Source organism: Nocardiopsis kunsanensis DSM 44524 (assembly GCF_000340965.1).
Taxonomy (GTDB): domain Bacteria; phylum Actinomycetota; class Actinomycetes; order Streptosporangiales; family Streptosporangiaceae; genus Nocardiopsis; species Nocardiopsis kunsanensis.
Genome location: NZ_ANAY01000049.1, coordinates 1 through 19,786, shown reverse-complemented (window position 1 = coordinate 19,786; position 19,786 = coordinate 1). Strand labels below are relative to the sequence as shown.

At 70.3% G+C, this 19,786-nt stretch carries 21 protein-coding genes and 1 tRNA gene; 17 read left to right on the top strand and 5 right to left on the bottom strand.

Annotated features, from left to right (window positions below; genetic code table 11):
* The first annotated feature begins 63 nt into the window (after positions 1-63).
* The 15 genes from D456_RS0122255 (at position 64) to D456_RS0122185 (ending at position 14,771) form a co-directional block, all read left to right on the top strand.
* The gene (locus D456_RS0122255; protein ID WP_026116133.1) at positions 64-1,059 is read left to right on the top strand and encodes a GNAT family N-acetyltransferase; all 996 of its coding nucleotides are present in this window, start codon (positions 64-66) and stop codon (positions 1,057-1,059) included.
* Between the two features lie 103 nt (positions 1,060-1,162).
* A complete protein-coding gene (locus D456_RS0122250) occupies positions 1,163-2,086 on the top strand; it encodes a hydroxymethylglutaryl-CoA lyase (protein ID WP_017578387.1) in 924 nt (307 codons plus the stop codon).
* A gap of 290 nt (positions 2,087-2,376) precedes the next feature.
* Positions 2,377-4,017: a CTP synthase gene (locus D456_RS0122245; RefSeq protein ID WP_026116132.1), complete on the top strand. Its 1,641-nt coding sequence runs from the start codon at positions 2,377-2,379 to the stop codon at positions 4,015-4,017.
* Between the two features lie 47 nt (positions 4,018-4,064).
* A complete protein-coding gene (locus D456_RS0122240) occupies positions 4,065-4,733 on the top strand; it encodes an NUDIX domain-containing protein (protein ID WP_017578385.1) in 669 nt (222 codons plus the stop codon).
* The gene (locus D456_RS0122235; protein ID WP_017578384.1) at positions 4,730-5,722 is read left to right on the top strand and encodes a tyrosine recombinase; all 993 of its coding nucleotides are present in this window, start codon (positions 4,730-4,732) and stop codon (positions 5,720-5,722) included. Before D456_RS0122240 ends, D456_RS0122235 begins: the two co-directional genes overlap by 4 nt.
* Before the next feature lie 260 nt (positions 5,723-5,982).
* Positions 5,983-6,945, top strand: a complete 963-nt coding sequence (locus D456_RS0122230; protein ID WP_017578383.1) for a ParA family protein — start codon at positions 5,983-5,985, stop codon at positions 6,943-6,945.
* A 20-nt stretch (positions 6,946-6,965) separates the two neighbouring features.
* The gene (locus tag D456_RS0122225; RefSeq protein ID WP_017578382.1) at positions 6,966-7,334 is read left to right on the top strand and encodes a hypothetical protein; all 369 of its coding nucleotides are present in this window, start codon (positions 6,966-6,968) and stop codon (positions 7,332-7,334) included.
* 130 nt (positions 7,335-7,464) lie between these two features.
* Positions 7,465-8,295 carry a segregation and condensation protein A gene (locus D456_RS0122220; RefSeq protein ID WP_017578381.1) on the top strand — a complete coding sequence of 277 codons (831 nt, stop codon included), beginning with the start codon at positions 7,465-7,467 and terminating at the stop codon, positions 8,293-8,295.
* Positions 8,292-8,879, top strand: a complete 588-nt coding sequence (gene scpB / locus D456_RS0122215; RefSeq protein WP_017578380.1) for an SMC-Scp complex subunit ScpB — start codon at positions 8,292-8,294, stop codon at positions 8,877-8,879. The genes D456_RS0122220 and scpB overlap by 4 nt, the downstream gene beginning before the upstream one ends.
* Positions 8,869-10,059 (top strand): pseudouridine synthase, encoded by a 1,191-nt coding sequence (locus D456_RS26165; RefSeq protein ID WP_017578379.1) that lies wholly within the window; start codon positions 8,869-8,871, stop codon positions 10,057-10,059. Before scpB ends, D456_RS26165 begins: the two co-directional genes overlap by 11 nt.
* 107 nt (positions 10,060-10,166) lie before the next feature.
* Positions 10,167-10,529 carry a chorismate mutase gene (gene aroH, locus D456_RS0122205; protein WP_026116129.1) on the top strand — a complete coding sequence of 121 codons (363 nt, stop codon included), beginning with the start codon at positions 10,167-10,169 and terminating at the stop codon, positions 10,527-10,529.
* Positions 10,530-10,647: 118 nt separating this feature from the next.
* Positions 10,648-11,766: a prephenate dehydrogenase gene (locus tag D456_RS0122200; RefSeq protein WP_026116128.1), complete on the top strand. Its 1,119-nt coding sequence runs from the start codon at positions 10,648-10,650 to the stop codon at positions 11,764-11,766.
* 83 nt (positions 11,767-11,849) lie between these two features.
* Complete coding sequence (gene cmk, locus D456_RS0122195) at positions 11,850-12,560, top strand: (d)CMP kinase (protein ID WP_017578376.1); 711 nt, start codon at positions 11,850-11,852, stop codon at positions 12,558-12,560.
* A 204-nt stretch (positions 12,561-12,764) separates the two neighbouring features.
* On the top strand, positions 12,765-14,204 hold the full coding sequence (gene der, locus D456_RS0122190) for a ribosome biogenesis GTPase Der (RefSeq protein ID WP_017578375.1): 1,440 nt from the start codon (positions 12,765-12,767) through the stop codon (positions 14,202-14,204).
* 39 nt (positions 14,205-14,243) lie between these two features.
* Entirely contained in the window at positions 14,244-14,771 is a 528-nt protein-coding gene (locus tag D456_RS0122185) for a DUF523 domain-containing protein (protein ID WP_017578374.1), read from the top strand.
* Here the strand turns inward: D456_RS0122185 and D456_RS0122180 are convergent.
* The 3 genes from D456_RS0122180 to D456_RS0122170 form a co-directional block, all read right to left on the bottom strand.
* Positions 14,750-15,286 (bottom strand): dihydrofolate reductase family protein, encoded by a 537-nt coding sequence (locus D456_RS0122180; protein ID WP_017578373.1) that lies wholly within the window; start codon positions 15,284-15,286, stop codon positions 14,750-14,752. The genes D456_RS0122185 and D456_RS0122180 overlap by 22 nt on opposite strands.
* Entirely contained in the window at positions 15,283-16,218 is a 936-nt protein-coding gene (locus tag D456_RS0122175; RefSeq protein WP_017578372.1) for a helix-turn-helix domain-containing protein, read from the bottom strand. Before D456_RS0122175 ends, D456_RS0122180 begins: the two co-directional genes overlap by 4 nt.
* 129 nt (positions 16,219-16,347) lie before the next feature.
* Complete coding sequence (locus D456_RS0122170) at positions 16,348-16,959, bottom strand: hypothetical protein (RefSeq protein ID WP_017578371.1); 612 nt, start codon at positions 16,957-16,959, stop codon at positions 16,348-16,350.
* A 200-nt stretch (positions 16,960-17,159) separates the two neighbouring features.
* On the opposite strand from D456_RS0122170, the gene D456_RS0122165 reads away from it, so the two are divergent.
* On the top strand, positions 17,160-18,299 hold the full coding sequence (locus D456_RS0122165; protein WP_017578370.1) for an NAD(P)-binding domain-containing protein: 1,140 nt from the start codon (positions 17,160-17,162) through the stop codon (positions 18,297-18,299).
* 40 nt (positions 18,300-18,339) lie between these two features.
* Positions 18,340-18,413 (top strand) — tRNA-Pro (locus D456_RS0122160).
* Between the two features lie 99 nt (positions 18,414-18,512).
* On the opposite strand, the gene D456_RS26970 is transcribed toward D456_RS0122160, so the two are convergent.
* Both D456_RS26970 and D456_RS26735 read right to left on the bottom strand, forming a co-directional pair.
* A complete protein-coding gene (locus D456_RS26970) occupies positions 18,513-18,650 on the bottom strand; it encodes a hypothetical protein (protein WP_160166747.1) in 138 nt (45 codons plus the stop codon).
* A complete protein-coding gene (locus D456_RS26735; RefSeq protein ID WP_160166746.1) occupies positions 18,647-19,693 on the bottom strand; it encodes a site-specific integrase in 1,047 nt (348 codons plus the stop codon). Before D456_RS26735 ends, D456_RS26970 begins: the two co-directional genes overlap by 4 nt.
* Positions 19,694-19,786: the final 93 nt, after the last annotated feature.

Here is a 19,786-nt window from a genome sequence, read left to right as displayed (position 1 = left end):
GTGGTTCGAGGCACACTCCGGGCCACGTACACGACGGAGCAGACCCGCCAAGGGGAGGGGTGGATGAGCGGTTATGTCGCGCGAGTGCGGCATGAGGGGGCGCCCGGGGGCGACATCGGACTCGACCCTTTGGTGCGCTCGGCCGCCCAGCGATGGAGCGATGCCGACCCGCTGTTGCCCGAGCCCGTCAGTTTCGCCCCGGACTCCTATCCCCTGCTGACCGTCAGCGACGAGGACAAGCGCACGGTCGCAGCGGGGAGTATGCACTACACCTGGTACCAGCCGGGTGAGGTCGGCCGGATCTGGGGCGTGCCGGACCAGCACTGGCTCACCCCCGTCGTGGGCGGGCCCGACCCCGGACGTGCCCTGGACTCCCTCCTGACCAGCTGGCGCGACCAGCTCGAGGACCTGCCCACCGGTACCGGGTCGGAGTCGGCGGCCCTGGTGAGCTGGCCGGCCCGGGACGTGTGCGGCATCATCCCGCTGCAACGCCACGGCCTGCAGCCCTACACCGTGCTGGCCGCGCGTCCGCGCCGCCGCGGGGTCCCGCCCTCGATCCCGCCCCACGACGTGACGATCCGCCTGGCGGACAGCGGTGACCTGGCCCAAGTGGTGGCGCTGCTCATGGAGGAGCACCGCTACGAGCAGAACTTCGGCGGGGTCTTCCTGCAGCCCGACACCGCCGAGCAGACCCGCAAGGTCGCCGCGCGGGCGCTGAGCCGGTCGCGTTCGTGGATCTGGTTGGCAGAACGCCGCGGCCGTGCCGTGGGCCTGATCTGGGTGTCGCCGCCCGAGCGTTCCCGTTGGGCCAAGGCGTTGGTGCGGGCACGTCCCATCGCCCACATCGGGTACGGGGTGGTGGCCGCCGACGAGCGCGGCAACGGGATCGGCACCGCCCTGGTCGGCCAGGCCCACCAGGCTCTGGACTCCTACGGGGTCTCGGCGTCGGTGCTCAACTACGCGGCGATGAACCCGCTCTCGGGACCCTTCTGGCACCGCATGGGGTACCGGCCGATGTGGACGACCTGGGAGGTCCGTCCCGCGCTGGCACTGCGCTGATCCCGCCCCGGCCGCCTCGGGTTCCCCCGGTGTGGCCCGCTCCGTGTGCTGGTCGTTACGCTGGCCGCGGTCGAGTGAGAAGCGGCAGGAGAGGTGAGGTGCGATGACCGCTGAGGACCGCGGCCCCGAGGACGGCGAACAGGTGCGGATCGTTGAGGTGGGCCCGCGCGACGGACTCCAGAACGAGGATCGCACGCTGCCTGTGCAGGAGCGTGTGGAGCTCGTGGAACGGGCCGTGGCCGCAGGTGTGAGCCGCATCGAGGCCGCGAGTTTCGTCAACCCCGAGCGTGTGCCGCAGATGGCCGGTGCCGAGGAGATCATGGCCTCTCTCTCCGAGCCGGCCCGTGCCGCCTCCATCGGTCTGGTGCTCAACCGCAAGGGCCTGGACCGTGCCCTGGAGAGCGGGGTGGGCGAGGTCAACGTGGCCGTGCCCGCCACCGACGGGTTCAGTGTCCGAAACCAGGGCACGACCGTGGAGGCGATGCTGGAGACGCTCGCCGACATCGACGGTGCGCTGGCGGGTACCGGTGTGCCCCTGAGCGTGACCGTCTCCACCGCGTTCGGTTGCCCCTTCGACGGTGAGGTGCCGACCGAGCGGGTGGTGGAGGTGGTGCGCCGCATCGCCGATACCTCGGCGGTGGAGATCGCGCTGGCCGACACCATCGGTGTGGGGGTACCCCGGCAGGTCACCGAGCTGCTGCGGCGTTCGGAGGAGGTTGCCGGCGGCCGCACCCTGCGCTGCCATTTCCACAACACCCGCAACACCGGCTACGCCAACGCCCTGGCGGCGGTGGACGCGGGGGTGCGGGTGCTCGACTCCAGCCTCGGCGGGTTCGGCGGCTGCCCCTTCGCCCCGGCCGCGACCGGCAACATCGGTACCGAGGACCTGCTGTACATGCTGCACCGCAGCGGGCTGCGTACCGGGGTGAGCCTGTCCGGGGCCGTCGGGGTGGCCGAGTGGATGGGCGAGCGCTTGGGTAAGACCCCGCGCGCCTACCTGGGCCGGGCCGGTGCCTTTCCCTCCTGAGGTCCCTCCGGGGCGTCTCTTCCGGGGAGCGGGAGGCCCGGCAGCCGGTGTGGCCCACGCGACACCGGCCCCTGCGGCCCCTGGCAGAGGCGATCCCGCACGTCGGGGGAGGGCTGCGGCCCTTCACGGACGCGGTTGTCACCTGCGGACCTGTCGGGGCCTGTTATCCTGGTGCCCCGTGGAGTCCGGCGGCCCGAGCGTCACTCGGCAGCTCGGAACCGGACCACCGTACGGCCGCTCAGTAGCGACCCGAGCCCCGCCGTAGCCATTCGACCCACGGGAGCAACACTTTGGCATCCGCCGCGAGTACCAAGCACCTTTTCGTTACTGGCGGCGTCGCCTCCAGTCTGGGTAAGGGGCTGACCGCCTCCAGTCTGGGGCGGCTCCTGAAGTCGCGTGGGCTGAGGGTCACCATGCAAAAGCTCGACCCCTACCTCAACGTCGACCCCGGGACCATGAACCCCTTCCAGCACGGTGAAGTCTTCGTCACCGAGGACGGGGCCGAGACCGACCTCGACGTCGGCCACTACGAACGGTTCCTGGACACCGAGCTGTCCGCCTCGGCCAACGTCACCACCGGGCAGATCTACTCCAGTGTCATCGCCAAGGAACGCCAGGGCGCCTACCTCGGTGACACCGTGCAGGTCATCCCGCACATCACCAACGAGATCAAGTCCAGCATCTACGCGATGGACTCCGCCGACACCGACATCGTCATCACCGAGATCGGCGGTACCGTCGGCGACATCGAGTCGCAGCCCTTCCTCGAGGCGGTGCGCCAGATCCGGCACGAGATCGGTCGGGACAACTGCTTCTTCCTCCACGTCTCGCTCATCCCCTTCCTGGGCCCCTCCGGCGAGATGAAGACCAAGCCCACCCAGCACTCGGTCGCGCAGCTGCGCAGCATCGGTATCCAGCCCGACGCGATCGTGTGCCGCTCGGACCGGTCCATCACCCAGAGCCTGAAGTCCAAGATCAGCCTCATGTGCGACGTGGACGAGGCCGGTGTGGTCTCCACCCCCGACGCTCCCTCGATCTACGACATCCCCAAGGTCCTGCACCGCGAGGGACTGGACGCCTACGTCGTGCGCCGCCTGGGCATGCCCTTCCGCGACGTCGACTGGACCGAGTGGGACGAACTGCTGCGCCGCGTGCACCAGCCCGACCACGAGGTCACCATCGCCCTGGTCGGCAAGTACATCGATCTGCCCGACGCCTACCTGTCGGTCAGTGAGGCCCTGCGGGCCGGCGGGTTCGCCACCAACACCCATGTGAACCTGCGCTGGGTGGCCAGCGACAACTGCGCCAGCCCTTCCGGCGCGGCCGCCGAACTCGACGGTGCCGACGGTGTGCTCATCCCCGGCGGGTTCGGTGTGCGCGGCATCGAGGGCAAGCTCGGCGCCATCCGCTACGCGCGGGAGAACGGGGTCCCGCTGTTGGGCATCTGCCTGGGCCTGCAGGCGGTGGTCATCGAGTACGCCCGTAACGTTCTGGGCCTGGAGGGCGCCAACAGCGTCGAGTTCGACGACAAGGCGGTCGAGCCGGTCATCGCGACCATGGCCGACCAGGCCGACGTCGTTGCCGGGGAACGCGACATGGGCGGCAGCATGCGTCTGGGTATGTACCCGGCGACCCTGGGCGAGGGCACCCTCGTGCGCGAGCTCTACGACGGGGAGGCACAGGCCTCCGAACGCCACCGCCACCGTTACGAGGTCAACAACGCCTACCGCGGCAGCCTCGAGGACGCCGGGATGGTCTTCTCCGGTCTCTCCCCCGACGGCAAGCTGGTGGAGTACCTGGAGCTGCCCCGGCAGGCGCACCCGTTCTTCGTGGCGACCCAGGCGCACCCGGAGTTGCGTTCCCGCCCGACCAAGGCCAACCCCGTGTTCAAGGGGCTGGTCAGTGCGGCCCTGAATCACAAGGAGGGCTGACCCGCCGTCCGTCGGCGGGAACAGTCGTCGAGCCTGGAGAGGTACACATGGGCACTGGGACCCCGACCGGACAGCAGCCGGAACCGGGGACGCCCGCGCAGGTCGCGGACGTCCCCGCGGAGTGGCCGGTGGAGAGCTCGCAGGAGCGTTACCGCGGCCCCGTGTTCGGTCTGGCCACCGACCGGGTGGAGATGCCCGAGGGGCCCGGCGGAGGCACCGTCGTGGCCGCCCGTGACTACCTCCTCCACCCCGGCGCCGCCGCCGTGCTGGCCCTGGACGAACAGGGCCGGGTGCTGCTGCAGCGCCAGTACCGGCACGCGGTACGGCACAAGCTCTGGGAACTGCCCGCCGGAATGCTGGACGTGCAGGGCGAGCCCCCGGTGGAGACCGCCCGGCGCGAACTCGTGGAGGAGGCCGGGCTGCGCGCCCGCACCTGGCACGAGCTGCCCTCGGTCCTGCCCAGCCCGGGTGTCACCGACGAGGTCGTCCACCTGTTCCTGGCGCGCGGCCTGTCGCCGGTGCCCGAGGAGGAGAACGGGTTCGTGCGCCGGCACGAGGAGGCCGAACTGGTCGCCGCGTGGGTCCCGCTGGAAGAAGCGGTCGGCCTGGTGCTGCAGGGGCGGGTGCGCAACGGCATCACCGTGATCGGAATCCTGGCCGCCCGCACAGCAGCCCAGGACGGGTTCGCCGACCTGCCCGACGTCTCCGCACGGTGAGCGGGGCGGACGAAGGGCCCCTGGCACGGTTGTGCGGCGTCTACCTCGACCACTTGGCCGCCGAGCGTGCCCTGGCCGACAACACTCTGTCGGCCTACCGGCGTGACCTGCGCCGATACGACGGTTTCCTCGCCGAGGAGGGCGTCGGGGACCCCGACCGGGTGGGCCCCGCACAGGTGCGCTCCTTCCTCGCCGCGCTGCGGGAGGGCGACGGGGAACACCCGCCGCTGGGCGCGGCCTCGGCCGGGCGGGCCCTGGCGGCCGTGCGCGGTCTGCACGCCTTTGCCCTGCGCGAGGGATGGTGCGGTACCGACCCGGCCGCCGAGGTCGCGCCGCCCGCACCTGCGATGCGTCTGCCCAAGGCGTTGCCCCTGGAGGACGTGGAACGCCTCCTCGGGGCTGCGGGGCCGGCCGCCGCACCCGCCTCGCAGGAGCGCGCGGACCTGCTCGCGCTGCGTGACCGGGCACTCCTGGAGGTCCTCTACGGCACCGGGGCGCGTATCTCCGAGACCGTGGGGCTGGACGTGGACGACGTCGCCGAGGCTGCAGAGCACGCCGACGGCGGGGTCGGGCTGGTGCGTTTCCGCGGCAAGGGCGGGCACGAACGCCTGGTGCCGCTGGGCTCCTACGCGAGCCGTGCCCTGCAGGCCTACCTGGTGCGGGTACGCCCTTTCCTGGCCCGGTCCGGCCGGGGCGGGCCGGCCCTGTTCCTCAACGCGCGTGGCGGGCGCCTGACGCGCCAGGGCGGGTGGGTCGTGCTGGGCGCCGTGGCCGAACGCGCCGGGGTGGAGGGCGTCTCCCCGCACACGTTGCGGCACTCCTTCGCCACCCATCTGCTCGACGGGGGCGCCGATATCCGCGTGGTCCAGGAATTGTTGGGGCACAGCTCGGTGACGACCACACAGGTGTACACCCTGGTCACGGTCGAGCACCTCCGGGAGGTCTACGCGGTCAGCCATCCCAGGGCCCGCCGGGAGGCCGCCCGGTGAGCTCTGTCCCTGTGCCGGACATGGCGAGGCACGCGCGCCCAGTGTGTACTCTTTCCTACGAGACGTGACGGTACGGGCGCTCTCGGGAGGCCCGGCCACAGTGGGGAATCCTCGCAGGATCATGTTGAAGTGCGTCGTGTCGTCGTTCTAGAGTCGCCGCACAGAGATACCTTGCTGTCGACATATTGAGTTTCCGACGGCGGCCGGGCCCAGAGGAGCGCTCTGCGGGCCGGTCCGGTCCGTGGGGGAGGTCAAGGGTTGTGAACTGGGCGGACAACGACGTGGATGCGCACACCGCACCCGTCGGCGAGGGGGAGCTCGCCGACCCGGTGACCAACCCCTGGGGAACGAAACGCGACACGGGGGCCGAACTGCACACCGCAAGACTCGAACAGCGGGACTTTCCGGAACCGGCACCGATCCATGAACACGGCCCGGCACGGATAGTAGCACTGTGTAACCAGAAGGGTGGGGTCGGTAAGACCACCACCACCATCAACCTCGGGGCGGCCATCGCCGAGTTCGGCAGACGCGTGCTGCTGGTCGACTTCGACCCGCAGGGTGCACTCTCGGTCGGACTCGGCCGTCTGGACCCGCGCGAACTCGACCTGACCGTCTACAACCTGCTGATGCAGCGCGACGTCACGGTCGAGGACGTCCTGCTCAAGACCGACGTCGAGGGCCTGGACCTCATCCCGAGCAACATCGACCTGTCGGCCGCCGAGGTCCAACTGGTCGGCGAGGTCGCACGTGAGCAGATGCTCGCCCGCGCCCTGCGCCCGGTGATCGACGACTACGACGTCGTCCTCATCGACTGCCAGCCCTCGCTCGGCCTGCTCACCGTCAACGCGCTCACCGCGGCCGACGGCGTCGTGGTCCCGCTGGAGTGCGAGTTCTTCGCGCTGCGCGGGGTGGCGCTGCTGATGGACACCATCCAGAAGGTGCAGGAACGCCTCAACGAAGAGCTCGTCATCGACGGGTTCCTGGGCACCATGTACGACCCGCGCACGCTGCACGCTCGTGAGGTGTTGTCCACGATCGTCGACGGGTTCGGCGACAAGGTCTACGGCACGGTCATCAACCGCACCGTGCGTTTTCCGGATGCCACGGTGGCGGGTGAGCCCATCACCAGTTTCGACTCGTCCTCGGCTGGGGCCAATGCCTACCGGGACCTGGCCAAGGAGGTGCTGGCGAGGTGGCCTCTCAGCGGTCACGGCGCGTGAACCTGCCTGGAGCGGACGAGATGTTCTTCCGTTCCGCGGGTTCGGAGGAAACGCCGGACACAGAGACCGACCGCCGGCACGAGGCACCCGAGCAGCGCGACGGGGACGAGGGCGGGCCGCCGCCCCCACGACGGGGCGGTCAGAAGGACACGAGTATCTCCCGTGCGCCCAAACCCAGTGGACGGCAGCGCCACGACGAGAAGATCACCGTCTACATCTCCAGCCCGGAGCTGTTGGCCCTGGAACAGACACGTCTGACCCTGCGGGCCGAGTACGGGCTCAGTGCCGACCGGGGCAGACTCGTGCGCGAGGCGGTGGCCGCTCTGCTCGCCGATTTCGAGGAGAACGGTGCCTCCAGCATGCTGGTGCGTCGGTTGACCGAGGAATAGGGCCCGCTCTTCGCCCGGGGGAGTGACGAGGGCAGGGCCGAGTGCGGAAAAGGCAAGGGTGTCACCGGTCGGGCCGACCGATGGCACCCTTGCTGTATGACTGTGAAGACGCGGGGGCGGTCGGGTGGCCATGACTGTTGAGGAGCACACGGCCGAGGAGGTCGACGAGAACTCCTTCCAGGTGCACCTGGACAACTTCGAGGGCCCCTTCGACCTGTTGTTGGCGCTGATCTCCAAACACAAACTCGACATCACCGAGGTGTCGCTGTCGAAGGTCACCGACGAGTTCATCGCCCACATCCGGACGCTCGAGAAGGAATGGGACCTGGACCAGGCCAGCAACTTCCTGCTGGTGGCGGCGACCCTGCTCGACCTCAAGGCGGCCCGGTTGCTGCCGCGCGGAGATGTGGAGGACGAGGCCGACCTGGCGCTGCTGGAGGCCCGCGACCTGCTCTTCGCACGCCTGCTGCAGTACCGCGCCTACAAGGAGGTCGCCGCGATCATGCGTGAGCGGCTGGCGACCCAGGGGCGCCGCTACGCCCGCGCCGTGCCGCTGGAGGAGCGGTTCGCCTCCCTGCGCCCCGAGGTGTTCTTCAAGCTGGGCCCGCAGGAGTTCGCGGCCCTGGCCGGTATGGTCCTGACCCCCAAGGAACCACCCAGCGTCCCGGTCACCCACATCCACCAGACCAAGACCTCGGTCAGGGAACAGGGCGAGATGGTCGTGGCCGCCCTGCGCGAGCACGGCACCCTCACGTTCGCGGACCTGACGGCCGAGTGCGACGGTACCTTCGAGGTCGTCGCCCGGTTCCTGTCCCTGCTGGAGCTGTACCGGGCCGAGAACGTGGCCTTCGACCAGCCCGACCCGCTCGGGGAACTCTCCGTCACCTGGACCGGGGGAGACGGCGAGGTCGAGGTCAACAGTGAGTACGACGAGACCGGAGAGACGGGGGAGAACGCATGACCACCGAGCGCACCGCCGATGTGGGCGATCTCTCCGAGGCGCCCGGGCTCCGCCGTGACCTGGAGGCCGTGCTGATGGTGGTGGACCAGCCCGTCTCCGAGTACGACCTGGCCAAGGGGATCGGCGCCCCCGTCGGAGAGGTACTGGCGACCCTGGAATCCCTGTCCCGGGAATACACCGAGCAGGGGCGCGGTTTCGACCTGCGAGCGGTGGCCGAGGGGTGGCGTTTCTACACCCGTCCCGAATGCGCCGACATCGTCGAGCACTTCCTCAAGGAGGGCCAGGAAGTGCGGCTCACCCAGGCCGCGCTGGAGACGATGGCGGTGGTGGCCTACCGCCAACCGGTCTCACGCGGCAGGGTCTCGGCCGTCCGCGGTGTCAACTGCGACGGCGTGATGCGTACCCTCGTACTGAGGGGCCTGATCGAGGACGCCGGACACGATCCCGAGTCCGGCGCACTGCTGTATCGGACCACTACTTACTTCCTGGAACGACTGGGTCTGCGCGGCCTCGACGAGCTGCCCGACCTCGCCCCGTTCCTCCCCGACGACATCGAAGGTCTAGACGACACCGGTGAGTACTGACAAAGCCCCGCGCGGTGAGCGCGGCGACAACAGAGACGACCGCGGCCCCAAGGGCCGCAACCACGGCCGGGGACGCGATTTCCGCGGCCGTGACGACCGAGGCTCCCGCAACGGCAGGGGCGACCGGCGCCGTGACGAACGCGAACCCCGCGGCGACCGCGACCGCCGGGGCGGCGGACGCGACCCCCGTGGCCGCGACGACCGCCGCGGAGGAGGCGGGGACCGCCGTGGAGGCCGTGACGACCGCCGCGGAGGCCGTCCCCCGCACAAGGGTCCCGACCGCCGCAAGCAGGCCTCCGGCGGTCCCGGGCACCGGGGCCGCAAGGACGAGCGGGTCAAGAACGAGGCCCAACTGTCCAGGACCGCGCAGGAACGCCTGCGGGCCCTGCGCAAGGACTACGAGCCGGGGGACGAGGAGCGTCGCGACACCGACCGCGACACCTACAACGACGTACCCGGCGGCATCCGGCTGCAGAAGGCCCTGGCCGGCGCAGGTGTGGCCAGCCGCCGCGCCAGCGAGGAGATGATCGCCGAGGGCCGCGTCAGTGTCGACGGGGAGACCGTCCGCCGCTTCGGCGCCCGCGTGGACCCGGAGAAGTCGGAGATCCGCGTGGACGGCATGCGTGTGGTCACCGCGCCCGACAAGCTGTACTTCGCCCTCAACAAGCCGCGGGGCGTGGTCAGCACCATGTGGGACCCGCAGGGGCGGCCGACCCTGGGCGACTTCGCCGGTCAGACCAGCGAGCGCATCTTCCACGTGGGCCGGCTGGACACCGAGACCGAGGGCCTGATCCTGTTGACCAACGACGGGGACCTCGCCAACCGGCTCACCCATCCGCGGTACAAGGTCGTCAAGACCTACGTCGCGAAGGTGCCCGGACCGGTCCCACGCCACGTGGAACGCCGTGCCCGCCAGGGCGTGGAGCTCGACGACGGGCCCGTGGAGGTCGATTCCTTCCGTGTGGTCGACGACGCCGAACCCAAGGCCATGGTGGAGATCCGCCTGCACGAGGGACGCAAGCACATCGTGCGCCGCCTCATGGAGGAGCTCGGACACCCGGTCTCGGACCTGGCACGCACCCAGGTCGGTCCGGTCGGCCTGAACGCCCTCAAACCGGGCACGATGCGTGCGCTGACCGCACAGGAGGTCAGCGAGCTCTACCAGTCCGCCGACCTGTAGATACAGTTGACGGCGGTCACGGCTCGCAACCTTTCGGGCCGGTGGCCGCCGTCGCTCATGTCCGGGGCGGCGGCCACACACTCACGAACGACAAGGCGGGATCGAACGTGGCGGTACGTGCCATCAGAGGTGCGGTGCAGGTCGATGCGGACGAGCGCGAGCAGGTGTTGGAGGCCACGGCCGAACTGGTCGCGGAAGTGATGCGTCGCAACGCGCTGACCACCGACGACGTGATCAGTGTGCTCTTCACCGCCACCCCCGACATCAACAGCGAGTTCCCGGCGTTGGCCGCCCGCAAGGTGGGGTTCTCCGACGTCCCCCTGATGTGCGCCACCGAGCTGGACGTGCCGCACGCCCTGCCCCGGGTGGTGCGCCTCATGGCACACGTGGAGACCGAACGGCCCCGTTCCGAGGTCCAGCACGTGTACCTGCGCGGCGCTCAGGCCCTGCGCCTGGACATCGCCCAGTGACCTCGCGCGCACCGGCCCTCACACGCGGGTGAGGGCACGAGCGCGGACCGGGGCGAGCCCGGACACGGCCTAAGCTGTGGAGAACGCAGGTGAGAGGCGCGCAGCAGTGGGGGAGACAGTGAGCACGGACCACGGGGGACAGCCGGGCGTGGAACGCGTCGTAGTGCTGGGCGCGGGCCTCATCGGTACTTCGATCGCACTCGCGCTGCGCTCGCACGAGGTCGATGTGGTCCTGTCCGACCCCGATCCGGCCACCCTGCGCATGGCCGTCGACCTGGGCGCGGGCCGTCCCCTGCAGGACGGTGCGTTGCCGGTGCCCGCCGACGTGGCCGTGGTGGCCGCACCGCCCGGGGCCGTGCCCGAGGTCCTGCGGCAGGCCCAGGACCGGGGCCTGGCACAGGTCTACACCGACGCCGCCAGCGTCAAGGCCGGCATCGTCGCGGATGCCGAGCGCCTGGGGTGCGACATGGCCACGTACGTGCCCGGCCACCCCATGGGAGGCAGGGAGAAGAACGGTCCCGGCGCCGCCCGCTCCGACCTGTTCCTGGGACGTTCCTGGGCACTGTGCCCCACCGGTAAGGCAGACCCCTCCGCGATCGCCGCGGTTTCCCGGATCGCCCGCCTGTGCGGGGCCGACCCGAGGGTGCTGGACGCCTCCCTCCACGACCGCGCCGTGGCGCTGGTCTCCCACGCTCCGCACATGGCCGCCTCAGCCGTGGCCGCGCAGCTGACCGGCGGCGACGAGTCCGCGCTGGCGTTGGCCGGGCAGGGCGTGCGCGACGTCACCCGGGTGGCCGGCGGCGACCCCGGGATGTGGACCACGATCCTCAGCCACAACGCCGCCCCCGTGGCGCGGGTACTGCGTGCGATCGCCGAGGACCTGGCCGTCACCGCCCGCAGCCTGGAGGAGGCCCAGGACCCCGACGGATCCCTGGAACCCCTGCGTGAGGTGCTCGAACGCGGCCGCACCGGACAGGGACACCTCCCCGGCAAACACGGCGCCGTCCAGCGCCCCTCCTACGCGGTCCTGCCCGTGGTCGTCTCCGACGAGCCCGGCGTGCTCGGCCACCTCTTCGCCGCGGCCGGCGAGGCCGGGGTCAACATCGAGGACGTGCGCATCGAACACACCCCCGGCCTGCCCATGGGGACGGTGTCACTGTCTGTACTCCCCGAGGCCGAGGACACCCTGGTACACGCCCTCTCGGAAGCCGGGTGGTCGGTGCACCCGGGACGCTGACGGGACCGTCCGGAACGCCGCCGATCCGGGGGTACGCTGTGGCGGATCCGTTTTACACCTCCGGCGACCGGGAGTCGACAGCAGTGAACGTGCAGGGCAGCACCGAGGGCATCGTCATCGCGATCGACGGCCCCTCCGGGTCGGGCAAGTCGAGTACCTCCCGTGGTGTGGCCAAGGAGCGTGGACTGCGGTACTTGGACACCGGGGCCATGTACCGGGCCCTGACCTGGTGGATGCTGGACCAGGGTGTGGACGTCTCCGACGCTGCTGCGGTGGCCGCCCTCGTCGACCGTCCGGTGCTCACCATGGGCACCGACCCGGACGCTCCCACCGTCGCAGTCGACGGCCGCGACGTGGCAGTGGAGATCCGCGGCAAGGACGTCACCGACAACGTCAGCGCGGTCTCGGCCGTGCCCGAGACCCGCGAGCGCCTGGTGCGCACCCAGCGCGAGATCATCGCCGCCGCCCGCGCCGAGAGCGAGGGCATCGTCGTCGAGGGCAGGGACATCACCACCGTGGTCGCCCCCGAGGCGCCGGTGAAGCTGTTCCTGACCGCCTCCGCCGAGGCCCGTGCCACGCGCCGCAGCAAGGAAGTGCGTACCACCGATGTGGCCGGGACCCAGGCCGACCTGACCCGCCGCGACGCCCTCGACTCCAGCCGCAAGGCCTCGCCCCTGACCCGGACCGCCGACGCCACCGAGCTCGACACCACCGGACTGGACCTGGGCCAGGTCATCACCCTCGTCGTCGGGCTCGCCGACGCGGCCCGCAGCACCGTCACCGCTGCAGAGTAGGTCCGCCGTCCGTTCCGGACGCACGGTCCGAACCCTCCTGCGAGGGGAACACAGGAGCATCCCACGGGGTTGTCCCCCGTGGCCGGGGCGCTTCACAGCACCCCGCACGGCCGTGCCCGGAACCCTCCCGGCACGGTGCGCATTTTCGACCGTCCTCACGGCACGCATCCTGGGCGCGTGGGGACCGAGTACCGGGAGTAGCACATGAGTGAGTTCGACGTGACCGACATGGTCGAGGCAGCGAGCGAGGGCGAGACACCCGTCCCCGTCGTCGCCGTGGTCGGCCGCCCCAACGTGGGCAAGTCCAGCCTGGTCAACCGGATCATCGGCCGCCGCGAGGCCGTGGTCGAGGACGTGCCCGGCGTGACCCGCGACCGGGTCGCCTACGACGCCGAGTGGCAGGACATCCCCTTCACACTCGTCGACACCGGCGGTTGGGAGACCAGCGTCAGCGGCCTGGCCGCCATGGTCGCCCGCCAGGCCGAGTACGCGGCACAGGCCGCCGACGTGGTCCTGTTCGTGGTCGATGCGACCGTGGGCATCACCGACGCCGCCGTCACCCGTGTACTGCGCAGGGCCCGCAAACCGGTCGTGCTGGCCGCGAACAAGGTCGACGGCCGGATGCAGGAAGCCGATGCCCTGGAGCTGTGGAACCTGGGTGTGGGTGAGCCCTATCCCATCAGTGCTCTGCACGGACGCGGCACCGGTGACATGCTCGACGCCGTCGTGGAAGCCTTCCCCGAGAAACCGGAACCGGTTATCGACCCGGTCGAGGAGGAAGGCCCGCCCCGGATCGCCCTGCTGGGCCGCCCCAACGTGGGCAAGTCCAGCCTGCTCAACCGGGTGGCCGACGAGGAGCGTGTCGTGGTCGACTCGGTGGCCGGTACCACCCGCGACTCCGTGGACGAACTCATCGAACTGGGCGGACAGACCTGGAAGTTCATCGACACCGCCGGGATCCGCCGCCGCTACCGGGCCCTGCAGGGCGCCGACTACTACGCCACGATGCGCACCGGCCAGGCACTGGAGCGCGCCGAGGTCGCAGTCGTGCTCATGGACGTCAGTGAACCGCTGGCCGAGCAGGACATCCGCGTCGTCGAGCAGGTCGTGGAATCCGGACGCGGACTGGTGCTGGCTTTCAACAAGTGGGACACCCTCGACGAGGAGCGCCGCTACTACCTGGAGAAGGAGATCGACCGGCAGCTCTCGCGCGTGTCCTGGGCACCCCGGGTGAACGTGTCCGCGCGTACCGGGCGCCACATGGAGAAGCTCGTGCCGGCGCTCGAGACCAGCCTGGCCGGGTGGAACCAGCGCATCCCCACCGGGCAGCTCAACAACTGGGTCAAGGACCAGGTCGCCTCCACACCCCCGCCCGCGCGCGGGGGCAAGCAGCCCAAGATCCTGTTCGCGACGCAGGCCGATGCGCGCCCACCACACTTCATCCTGTTCACGACCGGGTTCCTGGAGGACAACTACCGGCGGTTCATCGAACGCCGTCTGCGTGAGGACTTCGGGTTCGAGGGGTCCCCGGTGCACATCAGTATGCGGATCCGGGAGAAGAAGAACACCGCGGGCACACCACAGAACCGTGCCTCCAAGGGCAGCTCCCGCAACGACGGCAAGGCGCGCGGCGGACGCCGCTGACGTGTGACGGGCACCCGGTGCCGACGGAAGGAACAGCACGTGCGCAAGGTCCTGGTCAGCGCCTGCCTGCTCGGCCGCAAGGTGCGCTTCGACGGGCGGGCCAAACAGCTCTCCGACGACACCGTCGCCCTCTGGTATGCCGAGGGCAGAGTGATCCAGCACTGCCCCGAGATCGCAGGCGGGCTGCCCGTGCCCCGGCCGCCCGCCGAGATCGAACCCGGGGCCGACGCCGCCGATGTGCTGGCCGGGCACGCCCGCATCCTGACCCCCGACGGGCGTGAGGTCACCGACCACTTCGTCTCCGGTGCCCGGTCCGCGCTGGCCACCGCCCGCTCCACGGACGTGGCGGTGGCCGTGCTCAAGGAGTCCAGCCCCTCCTGCGGGCTGCGACAGATCTACGACGGCACGTTCAGCGGGACCAAGGTCCCCGGAAGCGGTGTCACCGCACAGCTGCTCACCGAGCACGGCATCGCCGTGTTCACCGAGGACGAAATCGCTGAGGCCGACGCACACCTGCGGCAGGGCGCAGACGGGGCCGACACGGTTCATCCCCGGACCACCTCGTAGCGCAGGCACGCGAAGTCACCCGCGCGTTGCACCTTCACCGGACGAAGGTCGACACGCCCCGCCAGCAGGGGAGCGCCCGCGCCCAGGGTGACCGGTGCCAACGAGACGTCCACGACGTCCAGGAGCCCCAGACGTGCCAGGTCGGCGGCGACCCCGCCCCCGCCGACCAGCCACACGTCGCGCCCGTCGGCGGCCTCCACCAACTCCCGGTGCAGAGCCCGGAGCTGCTCGTCGCCGTCGGCCGCCACGAACCGGACGTCGCCCCCGGTCCGCGGCAGGTCCCGGTGGGTGAGCACCCACGTGGGGGCCGAGTAGGGCCAGCCCTCCACCTCCTCGTGGCCGACGATCCACTCGTAGGTCGTCGCGCCCATCAGGACCGCCCCGACGGTGGCGATGAAGCCCTCCGTGTCACTCTCGGCCTCACCCCCGTCGGCGGCGAACAGCCAGTCGAGGGAGTTCTCCTCGTCGGCGATGAACCCGTCCAGGCTCGTGGCCGTCATGTATACGGTGCTCATGGTGTTCCTCCTCGTCCTCCGTTGCGGTCCTGCAGCCATTCGAGGGGATCCCCGTGCCCGGCCCCGGACCCGCACGCGCGCAGCATGTGCCGCACCATCTGCCGGCGGTGCCCCGCGAAGGTGAGCACGTGCGCGATGATCCCGCCCAGCAGGAAGCTCTCCGGCGGGTCGCAGATCGCGTCGACGATCCGGTCGCCCCATGCGCCGCGGCGGTCGATGTCGGCCGTGGTGGCCACCCAGCGCCGGGCCACCCGTGCGTGCCGCTCCCGCAGCTCACCCGCCGTGTCACCGCCGGGAGCGGGCAGGTCGCCGCCCTCGACGGAGGCCAACCAGACCTCCTTGGTGTGGACGAGACGGTGCAGGCACGCGGCGATCGACCCCTCCGGACCGTCCCAGGACAGGACGGTCAGGCCGGGGAACCATTCGTGGCGGTACTGTTCCTCGGTCAGGCCCGCGGCCAGGTCGATCAGGGCGGCGGTGTCCTCCACGTCGTGGTGCACCTGCAGTGCCGTGACGTCCATGCCCGTGTGCCTCCTCGGGTTCTGCTCCACCCACAGGTGCACCGGCGGGTGGAAGTGGATGCCGTTCGGCGCGGGCGCCCACGTCGCACTGCCCGGGCCGGTCGCACTCGGCGGACGGCCGAAGGTCCGGGTGAAGGCACGGGTGAAGCCCTCCACCGACCCGTAACCGGCCCCGAAGGCCGCCTCGGTCACGCTCCCGCCCCGGCCGATCTGCCACGCAGCACGCTCCAACAGCACCCGACGGCGTAGTGCCACCGGTGACTCGCCGGTCTGCCGGGACAGGGTGCGGGTGAAGTGGAACGGTGAACTGAACGCACGGCCGGCCATGTCGGCCAGGGTCGTGCTGTCCTCGTCCAGGACCGCGTCCAGGAGTTCGCGGAGCCGATCGCGTCCGCTGTCCGCCTCGCTCATGTGATCAGTATGTGCGCGGGGCAGGGGTGGGCGCTTGACCGTTCTTGCCCGGTCGGCGCGGGGGAGGACCACCCCCGCGAAAGGGACCGTGCGGATCGGCCCCTTCGGTCGCCGGACGGGACGGTGCGGTCAGTGCCGGGGCAGCCGGGCGGCGGTCTCCTTGCGGCTGCGCAGGAACGTGGCCAGGGCCAGACCGATGGCGAGCAGGACACCCACCGTGATCACGCCGAGGAATGTGACGACCCACACCACCTGCCGGGTCTGGGCCGCGTCGACGGTCGTGGCGACGGGTGCGAGACCGCCCTCGGCGTCGTCGGTGCACTGGAAGGTGTGTGTACCCGGTTCGTCGAGAACATAGATGTCCCGGGCCTCCATCCCGTCCGGGCCGTAGACGTGTGTGCCCGTGCTCCGCAGGTCACCCATCTCCAAGTCGGGCTCGGGGGTGTACTGCACGCAGGCGCCGGCGAAACCTTGCGTGATGAGGACCACCTCACCCAACGGTTCGTCCTCGGCGACCTCGATCTCCACGTCCTCACCACCGGAGACCTCGGCGATGAACTCCGGCTGGGGGTGGCCGATCCGGATGCCCACGATCGCCACGACCCCGACCATCACCAGGGCCGCGGCAAGGGAGATCAGGGAGGCGAGGTAGCCGGGGCGCGGCCCGCGCCGGCTCCGGCGCTGTGGGGGGTGCTGCGGGCCGTGTGCAGGGGGTGTCTGCGAGGGACTCGGGTTGGACATGACCGACAGTGTGGCATCTCAGGAACTGCGGTGTGGACGGAGATCGGGGCTTTCCGGTGCGTAGGGGAGGGGCCCACCGGCCTGGCGTGTGGGTGAAGGCAGGAGAGCGGACACTGTGTCGGTGCTCACGTCGTGGGCGTTCCTGGAGAAGACACGCCACCGGTGTTGTTGCCGACAACGAGACCAGTGAGGGAGAGCGCATGAGCGTCACCACGGCCACAGCCGACGGAACCATCGAGGGGCCCCTGCCCGAGGCCGCCGACATCGTCGTGGTCGGGGCCGGTCAGGCCGGCCTCTCCGTCGCCTGGCACCTACGCCGTCTCGGAATGCGACCCGGCTCCGACCTGCTCGTGCTCGACCGCGGCCCCGGCACCGGCGGGGCCTGGCAGTTCCGGTGGGAGTCGCTGCGCCTGGACCTCGCGCACAAGGTCGACGACCTACCCGGTATGCGCGAACTCGGCCTGAGCTTCGACACCGCCGACCCCAGCAGGCCCGCCCGCGACATCGTGCGCGAGTACTACGCTCGTTACGAGCGCCACTTCGACCTGCGGGTACGCCGCCCCGTGCACGTCCACCGGGTCCACACCGGGAAGGACGGCGCGTTCGTGCTGGAGACCGACCACGGGACCGTGCGCGCCACCGTCCTGGTCAGCGCCGGCGGGACCTGGGCGCGCCCCTTCCGCCCCCACGTGCCCGGCGCCGCCGACTTCACCGGGGTGCAGATCTCCACCCCCGAGTACCGTGCCGCCGAGGACTTCGCCGGACAGCGGGTCCTGATCGTGGGCGGGGGCACATCAGCGGTCGGGTTCCTGCACGAAATCGAACACGTGGCCTCCGATACCTTGTGGGTCACCCGCAGGCCCGTCACCTTCACCGACACCGTCGACGGGCCCGGGGCCGTACGCGAGGCCGACGAGGCCGCCCGTGCCGGCCGGCAACTGCCCAGTACCGTCTCGGGGACCGGGCTACCGGCCACCCCGTCGAACCTGGCCGCGCGCGACCGGGGCCTGTTGGTGGCACGGCCCATGTTCACCTCGATCGAACCCGATGGTGTGCGCTGGGACGACGGCACCTTCGAACCTGTGGACGCCATCATCTGGGCCACCGGGTTCCGGGCCGAACTCACCCACCTGGCCCCCTTGCGGCTACGGGAACCCGGCGGCGGTATCCAGGTCGAGAAAGGGCGCTCCGTGCGTGAACCCCGCCTGTTCCTGGCCGGCTACGGGCCCCAGGCCAGCACCATCGGCGCGAACCGGGCCGGGCGCACGGTCGCCCGCCAGGCCTTCGCGGAGCTGGACCGCCCGGACACCGAGGCCCGGTCCACTGAGGGAATGCGGTAAGGTCTCCTGCGTCGGCGTCCGCACGGGCGCTCGACAGGCACGGGACGTGGCGCAGTTTGGTAGCGCACTTGACTGGGGGTCAAGGGGTCGTGGGTTCAAATCCCGCCGTCCCGACACAGAAGCAGCAGGTCATCGAAGGGCCCACCGTGCGGTGGGCCCTTTTCTGCGCCTCAGGTGGGGTAAAAGTGGGGTAGAACCGGGGTCAGTGGGCCGTCAGCCCAGGTCGTGCAGGATCTCGTTCATCGCTGTGGCTGCGGAGCGGCGCACCGGCCGCAGCTGGCGGCGGTAGACACGCTCAGTAGTGTCGGTGCCGTTGTGACCGACCAGAAGCGAGATCTCCTCGATACTCACATCGTGGTCGGACAGAGGGACACGAAGGTGTGCCGCAGCTCCCGCGCGGTCCATTCCTTGCCGTTCAGTCCCGCCTTTCTCATGATCGTTCGCAGCTCCCGCAGCACGTTGTGCCGGTCCAGCGGGGTCCCGTTGCGTGTGCAGAACACCAGGTTGTTGTCCTGCCACAGCTCGCCCGCCACGAGACGTTCGTGCGCCTGCATGGCTCGATGGGCATTGACGGCCTTGAGCGCCAGACTGGGCAGTTCCAGCGACCGCTTCGACCTTCGGGTTTTGGTGTCGCCGTCCTCGCGCACCGAGGCCCACAAATGGATCGTGGGAACCTCGCCTTGGGCGGTGATCTGCTCCCACGTCAACGCGCGTATCTCCTCGGTGCGGGTGCCGGTGACGATGGAGAGCACCAGATAGGCGTACCACCGCGTGCCCTGCGCGGCCTTGAGCACCGCCACGGCCTGGTCCAAGGTCATCGACTTGGAGGGCCGACCTGGCTGGTCGCCTCGGAGCCGGCCCCTTTGATCGAGGCGGGCGAGCTCAGCGACGTTGCGCGAGACCATCTCCTGCACCTGTGCGTAGCGGATGGCTCGCTCCAACAGGCTGAGCACCAACCGCAGCGTTCGCGAGGACAAGTGCGGCTTGCGGCCGCGGAGCCAGGCGAGCACATCGGCCACCCGCAACTCGGCCAACCGGTGTCGGCCGAGGTAGGGGGTGATGTGGGTGTTGATCAGCCGTGTGTAGTTGTCTCGGGTGTTGGGGCCCACGTCCGAGAGCTGGTCCCGCAGGAACTCCGCCACGCAGTCGGCGACGGTGTAGTAGGCGGGGGAATCGACCCCCTGATCCAGTTCCTCAAGGGTCGTGGACAGCTTGTCGTAGAAGGTGTTCTTGTCCTTGCTGCTGACCTTCTTCACCCGCCAACGCCCGGTGTGCGGGTCCTGGCGAAGGCGGATCTCCGCACGCCAGAGCTTCTTGGCGTGGTCGAAGTAGACCGAGACGTCGGACCGGTCGGACAGCGCGGCTCTGGTGGGTTTGCGTGGGGTTCGGGGCACCACTCCTCGTCTTTCCCGGGAACGGTCCCGTACAGCCTAGATCGTTGATGGGAAATGTGTGCCCTGGTCAGTGGTCGTAGGCGACCAGTGACC

Coding starts and splice junctions, on each gene's coding strand:
- D456_RS0122255 (WP_026116133.1), top strand. CDS start 64: ATGAGCGGTTATGTCGCGCGAGTGCGGCATGAGGGGGCGCCCGGGGGC.
- D456_RS0122250 (WP_017578387.1), top strand. CDS start 1,163: ATGACCGCTGAGGACCGCGGCCCCGAGGACGGCGAACAGGTGCGGATC.
- D456_RS0122240 (WP_017578385.1), top strand. CDS start 4,065: ATGGGCACTGGGACCCCGACCGGACAGCAGCCGGAACCGGGGACGCCC.
- D456_RS0122225 (WP_017578382.1), top strand. CDS start 6,966: ATGTTCTTCCGTTCCGCGGGTTCGGAGGAAACGCCGGACACAGAGACC.
- D456_RS0122220 (WP_017578381.1), top strand. CDS start 7,465: ATGACTGTTGAGGAGCACACGGCCGAGGAGGTCGACGAGAACTCCTTC.
- scpB (WP_017578380.1), top strand. CDS start 8,292: ATGACCACCGAGCGCACCGCCGATGTGGGCGATCTCTCCGAGGCGCCC.
- der (WP_017578375.1), top strand. CDS start 12,765: ATGAGTGAGTTCGACGTGACCGACATGGTCGAGGCAGCGAGCGAGGGC.
- D456_RS0122180 (WP_017578373.1), bottom strand. CDS start 15,286: ATGAGCACCGTATACATGACGGCCACGAGCCTGGACGGGTTCATCGCC.
- D456_RS0122175 (WP_017578372.1), bottom strand. CDS start 16,218: ATGAGCGAGGCGGACAGCGGACGCGATCGGCTCCGCGAACTCCTGGAC.
- D456_RS0122170 (WP_017578371.1), bottom strand. CDS start 16,959: ATGTCCAACCCGAGTCCCTCGCAGACACCCCCTGCACACGGCCCGCAG.
- D456_RS0122165 (WP_017578370.1), top strand. CDS start 17,160: ATGAGCGTCACCACGGCCACAGCCGACGGAACCATCGAGGGGCCCCTG.